A 17,400-nucleotide genomic window follows, 5' to 3' on the forward strand; every position below is an offset into this window, starting at 1 on the left:
ACGGATCAGGCCGGCGTGACGGCGTCCCGGCCGTTGCGGGCCACGATCGCGCCGCCGGAAACCACCAGGCGGCGAGGCGCCCGCGTCACCACGGCTTCCGCCACGCAGCTCGCGTCGACCAGGACCAGGTCGGCGCGCGCGCCCGGCGCCAGGCCGTAATCGGCGAAACCACAGGCGCGCGCCGCGGCGGCGGTCACGCAATCGAAGGCCCATTCGACCTCGTCGTCGCGGCGCAGGTCGTTGCGCAGGCCGATCAACGTGGCGCGAGCCAGCATATCGGGGCTGCCGTAAGGCGTCCAGGTATCGCGGATACCGTCGTTGCCGCCGAAAATGGTAACGCCCGCCTCGCGGCATGCGCGCACGGGCGGCACCGGCCGCGAGGGCGGCGCCGTCGTCAGCAGCGCCACGTCCAGGGCGGCGAGCCGGCGCAGCAGCCCGTCCAGGCGCTTCGCGTCCACGCCGCCCAGACAGAAGGCGTGGCTGATGACGACCTTCCCGTACATGCCCAGCGCCTGGGTGCGGTCCAGGATCAGCTCCAGCGTGAACGCGCCGAGCTCGCCAGGTTCGTGCAGATGGATGTCCAGCGGCTTGCCGTGCTTGTCGGCGATGCCGAACAGCACGTCCAGCGAGCGGGCGGGATCGCGGTCGATGGCGGACGGGTCCAGCCCGCCCAGCGCGTCGGCGCCCGCCGCCAGCGCCTGGTCCAGCAGCTCCGCGGTGCCGGGCCGCACCAGCAGGCCGGACTGGGGAAAGGCCACCGTCTGGATCTCGACCCGGCCCGCCAGTTCCTGGCGCACCGCATGCACGCCGTCCAGGTGGCGCAATCCGGCGTCGGTATCGACGTCGACGTGGGTGCGGATGCGGGTCGTGCCTTCGCGCAGGAAGGCCAGCGCGAGCGCGCGCGCATGGCTGGCGGCGTCATGGCCGGTGCTGGCGCGCCATTGCCGTTCGTTGTGGATGCGGTCGGTCAGGGCCGACCCCACTTCGTTCACGTACCAAGGCGAACCCCAAGTGGTCTTGTCCAGGTGGGCATGGCCTTCGACCAGGCCGGGCAGCAGCAAGGCGCCCGCGCCGTCTTCCACGGCCATTCCGGGTTCGGCCGCAAGCGCCGGGCCGATCTGCCGGATGCGTCCGGCGCGCACCTGCACGTCCGCGATCGCATCCTGGACGCGGACATTCTTCAACAATAAGTCGGTCATGGTGGATTCCCAGGCTCCGCGCGGCCGCCGGCCGGGCGCGAGCCTGGCGCAACCGCCCAGGGCTCAGACTTGAGGCGGTTCGATCCAGAAGAAACGTTCGCCCTGGCGGACCATGTCGGCCACGCCTTCGGCGCCGATGCGGTAGTCCGTGCCCATGAGCGTGGCGCCGCCATCTTCATGGATATGGATGATGGCCAGCGGGTCGTTCGCCATGGTGTACCAGTAATACCCCGGCTTGAGATCATGCAGGTCTGTAGTCATGCTTCGAGTATACAAACTTCCCCGCTCCGTATTCAAAAAGACACATTAAATCCGGGGGAGTGCCTGACATGAGGGGCGCGACACGGCATACTGCTCAGTGCCAGGCCCAAACCGCGCGCTGTCGGCATGCGTCGGCTGGGCAATTGCCGCAATGGCGCATATGCCTTGATCGTGAGAGGAACCGCGAGCGTATGAAAAGGCAATCACTTCAATTCAGCGAACCGCTTAAACAGGCTGTCTTGAACGGCGGCAAAGTACAGAGCCGGCGCATATTGAAACCGCAGCCGAGCAAACCGACCACGGTCTGGTATGCCGACGCCTCGGATTCAGGAAGGTGGGTGGCCATGGGGCCTTCCCTGGATAATCCTTCCGAGCTGCGCCGCACCTCCAGCTGGGTCCGGTGTCCCTATGGGAAGTCGGGAGAAAGCATCGTCTTGACGGACGAAGCCGGCAATCCCTTCACCACGGCCGTGATCGTGGGCGTGCGTATCCAGCGCCTGCAAAACCTGTCCGAGGCGGATGCCCGGGCCGAAGGCATACAGGCGCTGTACCAGTCGTCGTCCCTGCTGCCGGGCGTGCCCCTGCAGACCGCTTTCGCCCTGACGTGGTGCGAGCGCTACGGCTCGCATGCCTGGGCGGCCAATCCCTGGGTATGGGTGGTGGAGTTCCGCCGCCAGCAAGACCAGGAGGGCTGAGCCCCCACGCCGGTGGCGCATCCGCGCAACACCGTTACGCGCCGGCGGCCGCCGATAGTGACCGTCTGTAACTCCCCGCCCCGGCTTCACCGCATTCCAGCCGATTTCAATCCATTTCAACGCTAGCACCGTCATAGCGGGGCCCCGGTGCTGCAAGGCAGCAACCGATGGCCGATTTCTTTGGGGACAGTTGCGGATTGTCGCGATTGACGCCGACCCGCTTACGAATGGCTGATGAAAAAGGCCGAAAATGGACTCAACGAATACTCAACTTTGCTGCGTCACGCAGTAGGCAGGTGCAACATGAAAAAATGGCTTATCGCTGGTGTCGGTGCCGCGGGTCTGCTGATCTCAAGCGCCGCCTTGGCCAGAGTGGACGTCGGCATTTCCATCGGCGTGCCGGGCGTGATCTATCCCGCGCCGGTGTACGTGGCGCCCCAACCCGTCTACGTGCCGCCGCCTCCGCCGGTTTATTACCGCCCCGCGCCGGTCTACGTGGCGCCTCCGGTGGTTTATCCCGCGCCCGTCTATTATCGCGGCGGTGGCGGTCGTTATTATGACCGCGGGTATTACCATGGCCGCGGCCACGGGCATGGCCACTATCGCGGCCGTGGGCACGGCGACCGCGACTGAGCCCGCCCGCAAGGCTGAAAATACAAAGGCCACTCTCGCGAGTGGCCTTTTTTTCGCCGCCGGGCGATGCCGGGGCAGTGAGGGCATGTCCGGTGCCCTGCTTGGCATTCCGTCAGGCCACCGGGGGCTGGACGGGTTTTCCGGCCAGCACGGCCGGTTGCTGCGGCGCCTGCTTGGCCTTGCCGTCGGCCCAACGGGGCGCTTCCTGGACGAGGTCGATCCATCGGCGGGGTGCGCTCGACGCCCGCCACCAGCCATTATGCGGACGCATGAGCAAACTCCGGTTCACCGTTGAAACGCACGCCATTGATGCCCTGGAACAACTGCAGGCTCTCTTGTTCCGCTTCCTGCAGATCCGTGAACGGCGCCTGTCCGGGCACAGTCCAGCATTTTTCCGGCGCGGTACCGCCGATCCGGCGGGTCCATATCTGCACGCGGTAGCCCTGGTCGTCTTCGCGAGCCACGGAGCATCTCACACGAAAATCTCCAATCATTCTTGAAGTCATGGACAACTCCTTGTTATATAAGTGAATGAAGCGTGTAGAACACAACGTGTATTGTGCCGTAACTATCCGGCCCTTTTATTGGATTACACAATTGCTCACATCATAATCAGACACTCATGTCGTCAGGTTAATGCCCCAAAACGACAGGAATATGTCGCTATGATAAAAAAAAACGGAGCCCGAGGGCTCCGTCTTTTTATCCTCCGAATGGCGGATGGACACCTCAGGCGTCAGGGTTTCAATACCGTCTGGCCGCCCATATAAGGCTGCAGCGCCTCGGGAATCAGCACACTGCCATCGGCCTGCTGGTGGTTTTCCAGCACGGCAACCAGCGCGCGGCCGACCGCCAGGCCCGAACCGTTGAGCGTATGCACGAATTCCGGCTTGCCCTGGGCGTTGCGGAAACGCGCCTGCATGCGGCGGGCCTGGAAGGTTTCGCAGTTCGAGACCGACGAAATCTCGCGCCAGGTATTCTGGGCGGGCAGCCAGACTTCCAGGTCGTAGGTCTTGGCGGCGCCGAAACCCATGTCGCCCGCGCACAGCAGGACGACGCGATACGGCAGGCCCAGCAGCTGCAACACGCGCTCGGCATGGCCGACCATGTCTTCCAGCGCCTCGTACGACTGCTCCGGGTGCGTGATCTGCACCATTTCGACCTTGTCGAACTGGTGCTGGCGGATCATGCCGCGCGTGTCGCGGCCGCCGCTGCCGGCTTCGGAACGGAAGCAGGGCGTATGGGCCGTGAGCTTGATCGGAAGATCCGCGGCGGCCTGGATCGTGTCCCGCGCGACGCTGGTCAGGGTGATCTCGGACGTGGAGATCAGGTACTGATCTTCGCGGACGTAGGGCTTGCCCTGGTCGTCCTGCTTGGGATCGTCGTCGCCGCCGCCCTTGGAGACGGCGAACATGTCGTCCTTGAACTTCGGCAACTGGCCCGTGCCGTAGAGCGTCGAGGCGTTGACGATGTACGGCGTGTAGCACTCGGTATAGCCGTGCGTGCCGGTCTGCAGGTCCAGCATGAATTGCGACAGCGCGCGGTGCAGGCGGGCGATGGGGCCGCGCATGAACGAGAAGCGGGCGCCGGACAGCTTGGCGGCCATGTCGAAATCCAGCCCCAGCGGCTCGCCCACGGCGACGTGGTCGCGGGCCTCGAACGGCAGGGCCGGCGGGTTGCCGTCGGCGCCGGCGGGGCCGGGCAGCCAGCGGCGCACTTCGACGTTGTCGTCGGCGGACTCGCCCAGCGGCACGCTGGCGTGCGGCAGGTTCGGCACCGACATCAGCAGGTCGTTGAGCGGCTGCTGCAGGGCGGCCAGCTCTTCCTCCAGCTGCTTCAGGCGCACGGGCACGGCCTGCGATTCGGCCATGACGGCGCTGGCGTCTTCGCCCTTGGCCTTGAGCTGACCGATCTGCTTGGCCAACGCGTTGCGGCGGGCTTGCAGGGACTCGGTTTCGGTCTGGACGGCCTTGCGGCGGGACTCCAGGTCGTTGAACCGTTCCGTGTCGAAGGACACGCCGCGGGTCTTGAGGCGGTCTACGACGGTTTGCAGGTCTTTGCGCAGCAGTATCGGGTCTAGCATGGTGATGTCGGTGAGGTTGCGAGAAGCAACGGGCGCGGCCCGTTACCGTTTCTTGGCACGTTCCTGCGCGTCCAGCTCGCGCAGGAATGCCAGCTTTTGCTGGATTTTAGCCTCCAGGCCGCGATCGGTCGGCCGATAGAAGGAGGGATTCAGTCCGTCCGGGAAATATTGCTCGGCGGCGGCGTAGCCGTGGGGCTCGTCGTGCGCGTAGCGATAGGCCTTCCCATGGCCCAACTGCTTCATCAGTTTGGTGGGCGCGTTGCGCAGGTGGATGGGCACCGGCGCGCTGCCGTGCTCGGCCGCGAACTTGCGCGCCTGGTTGTAGGCGTTGTAGACGGCGTTCGACTTGGCCGCGCAGGCCATGTAGACCACCGCCTGCGCCAGCGCCAGCTCGCCTTCCGGCGAGCCCAGGCGCTCGTAGATGTCGGCGCCGTTGACGGCCAGGTCGGTGGCGCGCGGATCGGCCAGGCCGATGTCCTCCACCGCCATGCGCACCAGGCGGCGCGACAGGTACTTGGGATCCGCGCCGCCGTCGATCATGCGGCAGAACCAGTACAGCGCGGCATCCGGATTGGAGCCGCGCACCGACTTGTGCAAGGCGCTGATCTGGTCGTAGAAGGCGTCCCCGCCCTTGTCGAAGCGGCGCAGGTTCTGCGACAGCGAGATTTCCAGCCAGGCCGCGTCCACCGTGTCGCGGCCGGCCGCCTGCGCGGATTCGGCCACCACTTCCACCGCGCTGATCAGGCGGCGCGCGTCGCCGTCGGCCCAGGCCGCCAGCTGCTCGCGCGCGTCGGCCGCGATGCGGATGATCTCGCCCTCTTCCCGCCCTTCGTTCAGGGCCTGTTCGGACCGATCGACCAGCAATTGCAGTTCTTCGGGCGTCAGCGATTGCAGCACGTAGACGCGCGCCCGCGACAACAGCGCCGAATTGACCTCGAAGGAAGGGTTCTCCGTGGTCGCGCCGATGAAGGTGAACAGCCCGCTTTCCACGTAGGGCAGGAAGGCGTCCTGCTGGGCCTTGTTGAAGCGATGCACCTCATCGACGAAGAGGATGGTGCGGCGCCCCTGGCCCTGCGCCACCTGGGCCACCGTGACCGCGTCGCGGATGTCCTTGACCCCGCCCAGCACCGCCGAAATGGCGATGAACTGGGCATCGAAGCCGTCGGCCATCAGGCGGGCCAGCGTGGTCTTGCCCACGCCCGGCGGCCCCCAGAAGATCATGGAGTGCGGGCGGCCCGATTCGAACGCGACGCGCAGCGGCTTGTCCGGACCCAGCAGGTGCGACTGCCCGACCACGTCGGACAGGGTGCGCGGGCGCAGCCGTTCGGCCAGGGGCACGTAGGGCCGATGCGCGGGATCGGCCGCGAAGAGATCGTTGCTCATTAGCAGCAGATGGGGGGAAACAGCGAGTAAATCAAGACAGCATTACACCATGACAGGCGTATCCGCCGCCCGTCCCCCTAGGCCAGCTCGGGCGGCGCGAAGCGGCGGTTGGCCAGCACCGGCAGCACCTTGCGCGCATGGGCCAGGCGTTCGGGGTCGATATCGGCGAATACCAGCGCCGGCGCCTCGCCCGCGCGCGCCGTTACCACGCCCAGCGGATCCACCACCATGCTGCAGCCGATATTGCGCTCGCCGCATTCGCCCGTGGCGGCCACGTAGCAGGTGTTCTCCAGCGCGCGGGCGGTAACCAGCACCTCCCAGTGCTTTTCCTTCAACGGGCCGCGCACCCAGGCGGCCGGCAGCACCAGCAGGTCGGCGCCGTCCAGCGCCAGGCGGCGGGCGAGTTCGGGGAAGCGCACGTCATAGCAGGTCATCAGGCCCACGCGCAGCCCGCCGATGTCCAGCAGGGGCGGGATTTCCCCGCCAGGCGTGACATTGGTGGATTCCTTCATGGTGAAGGCGTCGTACAGGTGCAGCTTGCGGTATTGCGACAGGATCTTGCCGTCGCGCAGGGTGACCAGCGTGTTCCACACGCGCCCTTCCCCCGTCGGGACGTGGACGCACATCATCGTGGCCAGCTGCGACCCCCGGCTGGCTTCCAGCAGCCGGCTCATGAAAGGGCCGTCCAGCGGCTGCGCGGCCTTCAGCACGATCTGCGGATCGGTGATGTCGCGCGCCAGGATGCCCTCGGGCAGGACCAGCAGGCCGGCGCCGCCCGCGCGGGCGCGCTCCATCAGATCGATGCAGACCTGCGCGTTTTCTTCCCAGACCCGGCTGACGGCGAACTGGCCCAAGGCAACTTTCAGCATGACTCTTCCTTTTCCTTTCTCGTTTTCCTATTGTCGCGCCAACCGTCGCCGCGTGCCGACTACGGGAAACTCCTAGCTCCCGTCTGTAAATTTCTTTCAGGATAATGAAAAAAATCCGATTTGACGGTAAATATTTTCCATAACAGGCGCCCCATGATGAACGCTTCCTCTCCCGCCGCCCCGCTGGACCCCAACGGCAAAGGCCTGGGCGCCTTCCCCGAGTCCTGTACCACCGCGGGCGTCGCGGCGCTGCGTTGGAATCTGCTCCGCGAAGACGTCAGCCTGCCCGTGGCCGTGCTGTACGAGGCCCGCGTGCGGCACAACCTGCAATGGATGCAGCGCTTCATGGAGGCCTACCAGGTCAAGCTGGCGCCGCACGGCAAGACCACCATGAGCCCGGCCCTGTTCAAACGCCAGATCGACAACGGCGCCTGGGGCATCACGCTGGCCACCGCGCCGCAGGTCCTGGCCGCGTACCGGCACGGCATCCGCAAGATCCTGATGGCGAACCAGCTGGTCGGCCGCGCCAACATGGCCATCATCGCGCAACTCTTGCGCGACCCCGCCTTCACCTACTGCTGCATCGTGGACTCCGCCGCCAACGCGGCCCAGTTGGGCGCCTACTTCGGCGAACAGGGCCTGGTGCTGCCCGTGCTGATCGAGCTGGGTCCCGCCGGCGGCCGCACCGGCGTGCGCAACGAGGCGCAGCTGCAGGCCGTGGCGGATGAAATCGGCCGCTGGCCGGGGCTGGCGCTGGCCGGCATCGAAGTCTATGAAGGCGTGCTGCAGGAAGAAGGCGCCATCCGCGCCTTCCTGCGCCGCGCCACGGATGCACTGCGCGGCTTGGCCGCCGCCGGCCGCCTGCGCAAGAGCGGCCCGGCGCTGATTTCCGGCGCAGGCTCCGCGTGGTTCGACGTGGTCGCCGAGGAATTCTCTCAGCTCGACATCGGCGCGCCGCTGGAAATCGTGCTGCGTCCGGGCTGCTACCTGTCGCACGACGTGGGCATCTACCGCTCGGCGGCCGAACGCATCAACGCGCACAACCCCGTCGCCCGGAAAATGGAGCCTGGCCTGCAACCCGCCCTGCAGGTCTGGGCCTATGTGCAATCGCTGCCCGAGCCGGGCCGCGCCATCGTCGCGATGGGCAAGCGCGACGCCGCCTTCGACGCCGGCCTGCCCACGCCCGCCCTGCTCTACCGTCCCGGCGCGCAGGCGCCCGGCGCCGCGCCCGCCCACTGGAAGCTCACGGCCATGATGGACCAGCACGCTTTCATGCAGATCGGCGAAGGCGACGACATCCAGGTCGGCGACATGATCGCCTTCGATATCTCCCATCCCTGCCTGACCTTCGACAAGTGGCGCCAGGTGCTGCTGGTCGACGAGCAATACCACGTGACCGACGTGGCCGACACATTTTTCTGAAGCGCCGCAGCACCGTTCCGACCCGATACACCCGCGACACTTTTTGCCGCCGGGCCGCCCCAAGGCAAGCCCCCTCCCCGGGGGCCGCAAGCCAAAGGCGCAGCAAGGGGGCATTTTCGACCCTCTGTTTTTGACCCTCTGGAGAGAGACATGAACTTCCGCACCTCCCGGCGAGGCGGTGGGCTCAATAGCCTGCTGCTGGCCGGCGCAATTGGCTTGACCGCTTTGTCGACCCCCGCCCTCTGTGCCGAGCCCGTCAAGGGAGGCACGATCTCGGTCGCCACCATCGGCGAGCCGCCGACGCTGGACCCGATGACCAGCACCGCCGATCTGGTGGGCATCCTGACCCAGCATTTCTTCGAAACGCTGTACACCTTCGACGGCAAGTGGAACCTGACGCCGCTCTTGGCCGACAAGCTGCCCGAGGTCTCGGCCGATGGCCTGACCTACACGATCCCGCTGCGCCAGGGCATCACCTTCCATGACGGCTCCAAGATGGACTCGTCGGACGTGCTGGCCTCGCTCAAGCGCTGGACCGAGACCGCCACGCGCGGCAAGATGGCCGCGAAGATCATCGCCGGCATGGAAGCGCCGGACGCCAACACCATTCGCATCACGCTCAAGGAGCCCTACGCGCCCCTGACCGCGCTGCTGGCGATGAACAACAGCGCCGCCATCATCATGCCCAAGGCCAAGATCGCCCCGACGCTGACCGAATTCGTGGGCACCGGCCCCTATCAGCTGAAGAGCCGCGTTCCCGACCAGTACATCCAGCTGGTCCGCTTCGACGGCTACAAGCAACGCGAAGGCGAGCCCGACGGCTACGGCGGCGCGCGCAAACAGTATCTGGACGAGATCCGTTTCGTGCCGGTCAGCAACGCCAACACCCGCGTCGAAAGCGCGGTGGCCGGCCAGTTCGACTACGTCGACTCGCTGCCGGTGGAGTCGCTGCCCAAGCTCAAGAACGGCCGCTCCGACCCGGTCATGCTCAAGCCCTTCGGCTGGCCGCGCCTGGTGCTCAACACCAAGCAGGGCATCATGTCCAACCTGGCGGTCCGCCAGGCCGTGCAGCTGGCGCTCAATGAAGAGGACATGCTGTACGCGGCCTTCGGCAACAAGGACTTCTACAAGCTAAACGGCGACCTCTATCCGGAAGGCTACCCCTGGGCCACGTCGCTGGGCAGCAAGGTCTACAACAAGGCCGACGCCGCGGCCGCCAAGAAACTGGTGGACGGCGCCAACCTGCAGGACCGCAAGATCCGCATCCTGACCAGCCAGCAATACGAGTTCCACTACAAGATGGCGCTGGTGGCCGCCGAATACCTGAAAGCCGCCGGTTTCACCGTGGACATGCAGGTCGTGGACTGGGCCACCCTGACCCAGCGCCGCCAGGATCCGGCCGTGTGGGACATCTTCATTACCCACAGCCCCTTCCTGCCCGAACCCGCCCTGATCGACTTCCCGTCCAAGGATGCGCCGGGCTGGTGGGACACCCCGCGCCGCAACGAAGTGCTGGGCGCCTTCAACCAGGCCCGCACCCAGGAAGAACGCGTGAAGCGCTGGGGCGACGTGCAGCAGGCCGTGTACGACGAAGTGCCGTTCATCAAGGTTGGCGACTTCAACGCGCAGGCCGCCCGCTCGCCGTCGCTGCAAGGCAGCAAGGCCGTGCCGTGGCCGTACTTCTGGAACGCCTGGAAGTCGGCGAAGTAAATCTGACGAATGGAGGCATGCGTAGGATGGGTGGAGCGCGGCAGTTCCTAGGCAAGAACCCTGGTCCCCAGCGCGCGAAACCCATGCGGCCGTGGGCAGACGGTGCCCTGCAGCGGCCGGAAAACACGCTCTTGCGGCAGCATGGGTTTCGCGCGCTGGATACTTGAGTTCTTCCTTAAGAACTCTCGCGCTCCACCCATCCTACGCCCGGATATTTTTTAGGACATTCACCGTGTTGCGCTATCTCTTAAACCGGCTGGTCGGACTGGTGGCCGTGATGTTCATCGTCGCGACCATCGTGTTCGTGATCATCCGCGTCACGCCCGGCGACCCCGCCGCCGTGATGCTGGGGCCGCAGGCCAGCCAGCAGGACATCGCCGCGCTGCGCGCCCAGCTGGGGCTCGATCAGCCCTTGGCGGTGCAGTACGTGTCCTGGCTGGGCAAGCTCGCGCAGGGCGACCTCGGCCAGTCCATCTTCATGAACAAGCCCGTGCTGGCGGCGCTGGCCGACCGGGCCGAGCCCACCCTGCTGCTGACGCTCATGTCCCTGCTGATCGCCAGCGCCATCGCGCTGCCGGTGGGGATACTGTCGGCGGTAAAACGCGGCACCACGCTGGACCAGTCGGTGCTGTCGTTCTCGATGTTCACCTCCAGCGTCCCGAGCTTCTGGCTGGGCCTGCTGCTGATGCAATTGTTTTCGGTAAAGCTGGGCTGGCTGCCCGTCGCCGGCTACGGCGGCCCCGATGCCTCGCTCGCGACCCGGCTGTCGCACCTGATCCTGCCCGCCGTGGTCCTGGGCCTGGTGAACTCCGCGCTGATCACCCGCTTCATCCGCGCCAGCATGCTGGACGTGCTGCGCGACGACTACGTGCGCACCGCGCGCGCCAAGGGCCTGCCCGAAAGCAAAGTGATCCTGAAGCATGCCGTGCGCAATGCGCTGATCCCCATCCTGACGGTGCTGGGCCTGACCACCGCCCTCCTGATCAGCGGCGCCGTCGTGACAGAAACGGTATTCGGCCTGCCCGGCGTGGGCAGCCTGGTCGTGTCGGCGGTGTTGCGCCGCGACTATCCCGTCATCCAGGGCGCGCTGCTGATCATCGCGGCCATCTATGTCCTGATCAATCTGTTCATCGACCTGCTGTACCTGCTGGTCGACCCCCGGGTGCGCTACTGATGATGACGATGATGATGAGGCCCACCCCCGAAGCGCCTGCGGCGCTTCCCCCTCAAGGGGGCGCCGCCTGCGGCCCGGCAAAGCCGGCTCCGCGCGGCCCCGATTCGATGCACCGGAAGTGGAGCAACTGAAATGACAAGCGCAACTGCTGCAAGTGCCGGCGTCGACCGCTGGCAGGTGCTGCGCCTGCTGGTCTCGCGCAAGACGGTGCTGATCAGCCTGATCGTGATCGTCGTGCTGGTCGCCGCGGCGCTGCTGGCGCCGTGGATCAGCCCCTACGACCCGTTCAAGCTGTCCATCATGAACCGGCTGAAGGCGCCGGGCGCGACGCACTGGTTCGGCACCGACGACTTCGGGCGCGACGTATTCAGCCGCGTCATCTACGGCGGCCGACTGTCGCTGATGGTGGGCTTTTCGGTGGTGATCGTGTCCAGCGTGCTGGGCATCGCGCTGGGCCTGATCGCAGGCTTCTTCCGGTCCGCGGACAAGTTCGTCTCGCGGCTGATCGATGCCATGATGGCCTTCCCCGACATCCTGCTGGCGATTTCGCTGGTGGCGGCGCTGGGCCCCTCGCTCGTCAACGTGGTGATTGCGCTGGGCATCGTGTACACGCCGCGCCTGGCCCGCATCGTGCGCGCTTCGACGCTGGTGATCCGCGAACTGCCCTTCGTGGAAGCGGCCCGCGCGCTGGGCGTTCCCACCTGGCGCATCGTGACCGTGCACGTGCTGCGCAACCTGGTGTCGCCCATCCTGGTGCAGGGCACGTTCATCTTCGCCTACGCCATCCTGGCCGAAGCCGGGCTGTCGTTCCTTGGCGTGGGCGTGTCTCCCGACATTCCCACCTGGGGCACCATGATCAACGCCGGCCAGCAATACATGGGCTCGGCCGACTGGATCATGATCTTCCCCGGCATCGCCATCGTGCTGTCCGTGCTGTCGCTCCAGCTGGTGGGCGATGGCCTGCGCGACGTCCTCGATCCGCGCCTGCGCAAGGAGCTGTAATCATGACCGCAAGCACCCGAGACATCGTGCTTTCCGTGGAAGGACTGAAGACCTGGTTCCACAGCCGCGACGGCGTCGCCAAATCCGTGGACGGCGTGACCTTCGACCTGGCCCGCGGCGAAACGCTGGCCATCGTGGGGGAATCCGGCTCCGGCAAGTCCGTGACCAGCCTGTCCATCATGGGCCTCCTGCCCAAGCCGGCCGGCCGCATCGAGGAAGGCAGGATCCTGTTCCGCGACCGCCAGGGCGCGCAGCATGACCTGGCCCAGGCCTCGCCGGCCACGCTGCGCCGCATCCGCGGCGCCGAGATCGCCATGATCTTCCAGGAGCCCATGACCAGCCTGAACCCGCTGTACACGGTGGGCGACCAGATCGCCGAGGCCGTGCTGCAGCACGAAGGCGGTTCCCGCGCCGATGCGCTCAAGCGCGCTCGCGAGATGCTGGAACGCGTCGAGATCCCGGCCGCCGAGCGGCGCGTCAACGAGTACCCGCACCAGATGTCGGGCGGCATGCGCCAGCGCGTCATGATCGCGCTGGCGCTCGCCTGCAACCCCGCCGTGCTGATCGCCGACGAACCCACCACCGCGCTGGACGTAACCGTGCAGGCGCAGATCCTGGATCTGCTGCGCCGGCTGCAGGCCGAGATGAACATGAGCATCCTGTTCATCACGCACAACCTGGGCGTAGTGGCCGAGATCGCGCATCGCGTGGCGGTGATGTACGCGGGCCGCGTGGTGGAAGACGCCGGCGTCTACGATCTGTTCGAAAGGCCCACGCACCCCTATACCCGCGGCCTGCTGTCCTGCATTCCCACGGCCGCGCTGCTCGCGTCCGGCGAACGCTTGCGCGCCATTCCCGGCAACGTGCCCAGCGTGCTGTCGCTGCCGCCGGGCTGCACCTTCGCGCCGCGTTGCCCGCTCGCCGCCGCCGACTGCCTCGCGGCCGTGCCCGAACTCCTGCCGGCGCAGGCCGCGCACCGCGCTCGCTGCATCAAGGTGAACCCGATATGACCAGTAGCCAAGCCCCCATCCGCGCCGAAGCGCCGCTGGTGCGGATCCAGGACCTGAAGGTTCATTTCCCGACCTCGCAGGCGCGCAACGCCCCCGTGGTCAAGGCCGTGGACGGCGTCAGCTTCGACGTGCCGCGCAACACCATCGTCGGCCTGGTCGGCGAATCCGGCTCGGGCAAGACCACGACGGGCCGCGCGCTGCTGCGCCTGTTCGCCCCGACCGACGGCCGCATTCTGTTCGACGGCCAGGACATCACCACGCTGTCCGAAAAGCAGATGCTGCCGTGGCGCCGCCGCATGCAGATCGTGTTCCAGGACCCCTACGCCAGCCTCAACCCCCGCATGACGGTGGCCGAGATATTGGGCGAGGCGCTGGACACGCACAAGCTGGCCCAGCACCGCCGCGCGGCCCGCATCGGCGAGCTGCTGGAGCGCGTGGGCCTGAACGCGGACCACAGCCGGCGCTATCCGCACGAATTCTCCGGCGGACAGCGCCAGCGCATCGGCATCGCCCGCGCGCTGGCGGTGGAGCCCGACTTCATCGTGGCCGACGAACCGGTTTCCGCGCTGGACGTATCGGTGCAGGCGCAGGTGCTGAACCTGCTGCAGGATCTGCAGCGCGACCTGGGCCTGACCATGCTGTTCGTGGCCCACGACCTGGCGGTGGTGGACTATCTTTGCGACGAAGTCGTCGTCATGTACCTGGGCCGCGTCATGGAACGTGGACCGACCCGCGAGGTCTACGCGCATCCCAGGCACCCCTACACCCGCGCGCTGCTGTCGGCCGCGCCCGTGCCGGATCCGCGCGCCCCGCGTTCGCGTATCCTGCTCAAGGGAGATATCCCCAGCCCGGTCAATCCGCCATCCGGTTGCGTGTTCCGCACCCGCTGCCCGCATGCGATCGAAGCCTGCGGAACCTCCGCCGTGCAACCCGTCAATGTCGGCCCAGGCCACTACGCGGCCTGCTCGCGCCTCGACGACCCCGAGCTGGCCCAGTAATCCAGGAATCACTATGAACATCATCCGCGACATCGTCTTCCAGATACGCAGTCGACGGGACGCATTGAGCGTGACCGAACGCAAGGTCGCCGACGCCATTCTGGAAGACATCATGTGGAGCGCGAGCGCCACGGTGGACCAGCTCGCCGCCAAGGCGGGCGTGAGCATCGCCACCATCTCGCGCTTCGCCCGCACCGTCGGCTGCGACGACACCCGCGATCTGAAGATGAAGCTGGCGCAGGCCAGCACCGTGGGCAGCCGCTTCCTGGACCCCAGCGCCCCGGCCGAGGAAAGCACCTTCTACGCCCGCATCTACGCCGACATCGAAAGCACGCTGCGCGCCCACCTGCCCGTCTTCACGGAGCCGCTGTTCGAGACCGCGGCCGCCGCCCTGGACGGCGCCCGCATGATCTACGTGTTCGGCATGGGCGGCGCGTCCGCCGTGCTGGCGCAGGAAGTCCAGTCCCGCCTGGTGCGGCTGGGCTATCCCATCGCCGTGTACAGCGACGCCGTGCTGCTGCGCATGGTCGCGGCCACGCTCGACGAGCGCGACGCCGTGCTGGTGCTCTCGGCTTCCGGCCTGACGCCGGAAATCGTGGGCGCGGCGCGCATCGTGAAGCAATACCATGCGCGCCTCGTCGCCATTACGGACGCCACCTCCGAACTGGCCAGGCTGGCCGACGTGGTGCTGCCCATCCGCACGGACGAAACCGACTTCATCTACAAGCCCTCGGCCTCGCGCTACGCGATGATGCTTGCGATCGACCTGCTCTCGACCGAGCTGGCCATGCTGAACCAAGAAGAAAACCGCGAACGCCTGCGCCGCATCAAGCTGGCGCTGGACGAACACCGCGGCGGCCCGAACCGCTTGCCGCTGGGCGATTGAACCTGGAACACGAGATGTACGACACCCTCATAGGCAACGTGCTGGTCCTGGACGGCACCGGCAGCGCCGGCTACCGGGCCAGCGTCGCCCTGGCCGACGGCCGCATCGCCGCCATCGGCGAGCTGCCCGGCGCCGCCGCGCGCCACCTCTTCGACGGCACCGACCTGGCGCTCGCGCCCGGTTTCATCGACGTGCATACGCATGACGACACCAACGTCATCCGCACGCCGGGCATGCTGCCCAAGCTGTCCCAGGGCGTCACCACCGTGGTGGTGGGCAACTGCGGCATCAGCGCCTCGCCCGTGGCCCTGCGCGGCGAGCCGCCGGACCCGATGAACCTGCTGGGCAAGCAGGAGGACTTCAGCTACCCCACGTTCGCGGACTACACGCGCGCCATCGAGGCGGCGCGGCCGGCGGTCAACGTGGCGGCGCTGGTCGGCCACACCGCGCTGCGCAGCAATCACATGGACCGGCTGGATCGCCCCGCCACGCGCGACGAAGTCCTGGCGATGCGCGCCCAGCTGCGCGACGCCCTGGCCCACGGCGCCATCGGCCTGAGCACCGGCCTGGCCTATGCGTCGGCCTTCGACGCGGACACCGAAGAGGTCCAGCTGCTGGCGGAGGCGCTGGACGAGTTCGGCGCGCTCTACACCACGCACCTGCGCTCGGAATTCGCCGCCATCCTGGAAGCCATGCAGGAAGCCTTCGACATCGCGCGGCACGCCCGCGTGCCGGTGGTGGTGTCGCACCTCAAGTGCGCGGGCGCCGGCAACTGGGGCCGCACGCGCGAAGTGCTGTCCACGCTGGAGCACGCGGGGCGCCTGCAGCACGTGGGCTGCGACTGCTACCCCTACTCCGCCAGTTCGTCCACGCTGGACCTGAAGCAGGTCACCGACGAATTCGATATCGACATCACCTGGTCGGTGCCCCATCCCGAGCAGGCACGCCGCAAGCTGGCGGCCATCGCGGCCGACTGGGGCGTGAGCCTGATGGAAGCGGCCGCGCGCCTGCAGCCGGCCGGCGCCGTCTATCACAACATGCACGAGGACGACGTGCGCCGCGTGCTCTCGCACCGCCTCACCATGGTGGGCTCGGACGGCCTGCCCAACGACCCGATGCCGCATCCGCGCCTGTGGGGCGCCTTCCCGCGCGTGCTGGGCCACTACAGCCGCGACGTCGGCCTGTTCCCGCTGGCCGAAGCGGTGCACAAGATGACGGGCCTGTCCGCCGCCCGCTTCGGCCTGGCCGAGCGCGGCCTGGTGCGCGAGGGCTACCACGCCGACCTGGTGCTGTTCAATCCGGCCACGGTCATCGACCGCGCCACCTTCTCCGAGCCCGTGCAGACGGCCGCCGGCATCGAGGCGGTGTGGGTCAACGGCGCGCTGTCCTATCGCAACGGGCAGCCCACCGGAGACCGTGCTGGCCGCTGGCTGCCGCGCAGCGGCGACCTGCGCAAGAATTTCCGCTGACCCCCGGGTGGACGCCGCCCGGCGCAACAAAAGCCTTCATTTCAAGGAGAGAACCATGAGCGCTGCTCCCACCGCCGACAACAACGGCATCACCCGCTACGGCGTCGCAGGCGGCACCGGCCAGGGCGGCTCACACATGCCGTTTGCCCGCGCGGTCGCGGCCGACGGCTGGCTGCACGTGTCCGGCCAGGTGCCGATGGAAAACGGCGAAGTCGTCGAAGGCGGCATCGTGACCCAGAGCCACAAGGCCATCCAGCAAGTGCTGGCCATCCTGAAGGAAGCCGGCTACGGACCGGAGCACGTGATCCGTTGCGGCGTATGGCTGGACGACGCGCGCGATTTCGCGTCGTTCAACAAGGTGTTCAAGGAATACTTCGGCGAGAATCCGCCGGCCCGCGCCTGCGTGCAGTCGTCGCTGGTCGTGGACGCGAAGGTCGAGGTCGACTGTATCGCGTACAAACGCCCTTGAGCTTGCGTAGGATGGGTGGAGCGCGAGAGTCCTTAAGCAAGAACCCCAGCGCTGAACGCGCGTAACCCATGCGGCCATGAGCAGACAGTGCCCCGCACCGGCCGGAAAACAATCGATTGCGGCCGCATGGGTTTCGC

18 protein-coding genes are annotated in these 17,400 nt (G+C 67.1%); 11 read left to right on the forward strand and 7 right to left on the reverse strand.

Annotated features, from left to right (window positions below):
• Window positions 1-5: 5 nt before the first annotated feature.
• Window positions 6-1,199 (reverse strand): amidohydrolase family protein, encoded by a 1,194-nt coding sequence (locus ADE01S_RS01940; RefSeq protein ID WP_062679763.1) that lies wholly within the window; start codon window positions 1,197-1,199, stop codon window positions 6-8.
• Between the two features lie 63 nt (window positions 1,200-1,262).
• The gene (locus ADE01S_RS31045) at window positions 1,263-1,460 is read right to left on the reverse strand and encodes a hypothetical protein (RefSeq protein ID WP_082775659.1); all 198 of its coding nucleotides are present in this window, start codon (window positions 1,458-1,460) and stop codon (window positions 1,263-1,265) included.
• A gap of 191 nt (window positions 1,461-1,651) precedes the next feature.
• Here ADE01S_RS31045 and ADE01S_RS01945 point away from each other — a divergent pair, with 191 nt between their 5' ends.
• Both ADE01S_RS01945 and ADE01S_RS01950 read left to right on the forward strand, forming a co-directional pair.
• Entirely contained in the window at window positions 1,652-2,155 is a 504-nt protein-coding gene (locus ADE01S_RS01945) for an ASCH domain-containing protein (RefSeq protein WP_062679764.1), read from the forward strand.
• A gap of 303 nt (window positions 2,156-2,458) precedes the next feature.
• The gene (locus tag ADE01S_RS01950; RefSeq protein ID WP_062679765.1) at window positions 2,459-2,788 is read left to right on the forward strand and encodes a virulence factor; all 330 of its coding nucleotides are present in this window, start codon (window positions 2,459-2,461) and stop codon (window positions 2,786-2,788) included.
• 112 nt (window positions 2,789-2,900) lie between these two features.
• Here ADE01S_RS01950 and ADE01S_RS31430 read toward each other — a convergent pair whose 3' ends face one another.
• The 5 genes from ADE01S_RS31430 to ADE01S_RS01970 all read right to left on the reverse strand — a co-directional run bounded on the left by ADE01S_RS31430 (window position 2,901) and on the right by ADE01S_RS01970 (window position 7,123).
• Window positions 2,901-3,059, reverse strand: coding sequence for a hypothetical protein (locus tag ADE01S_RS31430; RefSeq protein ID WP_156494246.1), 159 nt, complete (start codon window positions 3,057-3,059; stop codon window positions 2,901-2,903).
• On the reverse strand, window positions 3,046-3,294 hold the full coding sequence (locus ADE01S_RS01955) for a hypothetical protein (protein ID WP_082775660.1): 249 nt from the start codon (window positions 3,292-3,294) through the stop codon (window positions 3,046-3,048). The genes ADE01S_RS31430 and ADE01S_RS01955 overlap by 14 nt, the downstream gene beginning before the upstream one ends.
• Before the next feature lie 230 nt (window positions 3,295-3,524).
• Complete coding sequence (gene serS / locus ADE01S_RS01960; protein WP_062679767.1) at window positions 3,525-4,871, reverse strand: serine--tRNA ligase; 1,347 nt, start codon at window positions 4,869-4,871, stop codon at window positions 3,525-3,527.
• 42 nt (window positions 4,872-4,913) lie between these two features.
• Window positions 4,914-6,254, reverse strand: coding sequence for a replication-associated recombination protein A (locus tag ADE01S_RS01965; RefSeq protein ID WP_062679768.1), 1,341 nt, complete (start codon window positions 6,252-6,254; stop codon window positions 4,914-4,916).
• 77 nt (window positions 6,255-6,331) lie between these two features.
• Window positions 6,332-7,123 (reverse strand): deaminated glutathione amidase, encoded by a 792-nt coding sequence (locus ADE01S_RS01970; protein ID WP_062679769.1) that lies wholly within the window; start codon window positions 7,121-7,123, stop codon window positions 6,332-6,334.
• Window positions 7,124-7,276: 153 nt separating this feature from the next.
• Between ADE01S_RS01970 and ADE01S_RS01975 the strand changes: the two genes are divergently transcribed.
• The 9 genes from ADE01S_RS01975 to ADE01S_RS02015 all read left to right on the forward strand — a co-directional run bounded on the left by ADE01S_RS01975 (window position 7,277) and on the right by ADE01S_RS02015 (window position 17,263).
• Window positions 7,277-8,545 (forward strand): amino acid deaminase, encoded by a 1,269-nt coding sequence (locus ADE01S_RS01975; protein ID WP_062679770.1) that lies wholly within the window; start codon window positions 7,277-7,279, stop codon window positions 8,543-8,545.
• Window positions 8,546-8,695: 150 nt separating this feature from the next.
• Complete coding sequence (locus tag ADE01S_RS01980; protein ID WP_062679771.1) at window positions 8,696-10,255, forward strand: ABC transporter substrate-binding protein; 1,560 nt, start codon at window positions 8,696-8,698, stop codon at window positions 10,253-10,255.
• A gap of 232 nt (window positions 10,256-10,487) precedes the next feature.
• Window positions 10,488-11,429 (forward strand): ABC transporter permease, encoded by a 942-nt coding sequence (locus ADE01S_RS01985; RefSeq protein WP_062679772.1) that lies wholly within the window; start codon window positions 10,488-10,490, stop codon window positions 11,427-11,429.
• Between the two features lie 132 nt (window positions 11,430-11,561).
• Entirely contained in the window at window positions 11,562-12,431 is an 870-nt protein-coding gene (locus ADE01S_RS01990; protein WP_062679773.1) for an ABC transporter permease, read from the forward strand.
• 2 nt (window positions 12,432-12,433) lie between these two features.
• The gene (locus tag ADE01S_RS01995; protein ID WP_062679774.1) at window positions 12,434-13,441 is read left to right on the forward strand and encodes an ABC transporter ATP-binding protein; all 1,008 of its coding nucleotides are present in this window, start codon (window positions 12,434-12,436) and stop codon (window positions 13,439-13,441) included.
• Entirely contained in the window at window positions 13,438-14,439 is a 1,002-nt protein-coding gene (locus tag ADE01S_RS02000) for an ABC transporter ATP-binding protein (protein WP_062679775.1), read from the forward strand. Before ADE01S_RS01995 ends, ADE01S_RS02000 begins: the two co-directional genes overlap by 4 nt.
• Before the next feature lie 13 nt (window positions 14,440-14,452).
• The gene (locus ADE01S_RS02005) at window positions 14,453-15,325 is read left to right on the forward strand and encodes a MurR/RpiR family transcriptional regulator (protein WP_062679776.1); all 873 of its coding nucleotides are present in this window, start codon (window positions 14,453-14,455) and stop codon (window positions 15,323-15,325) included.
• 14 nt (window positions 15,326-15,339) lie between these two features.
• Window positions 15,340-16,794: an N-acyl-D-amino-acid deacylase family protein gene (locus ADE01S_RS02010; RefSeq protein ID WP_062679777.1), complete on the forward strand. Its 1,455-nt coding sequence runs from the start codon at window positions 15,340-15,342 to the stop codon at window positions 16,792-16,794.
• Window positions 16,795-16,849: 55 nt separating this feature from the next.
• The gene (locus ADE01S_RS02015) at window positions 16,850-17,263 is read left to right on the forward strand and encodes a RidA family protein (protein WP_062679778.1); all 414 of its coding nucleotides are present in this window, start codon (window positions 16,850-16,852) and stop codon (window positions 17,261-17,263) included.
• Window positions 17,264-17,400 lie beyond the last annotated feature (137 nt).

Source organism: Achromobacter denitrificans NBRC 15125 (assembly GCF_001571365.1).
Taxonomy (GTDB): domain Bacteria; phylum Pseudomonadota; class Gammaproteobacteria; order Burkholderiales; family Burkholderiaceae_B; genus Achromobacter; species Achromobacter denitrificans.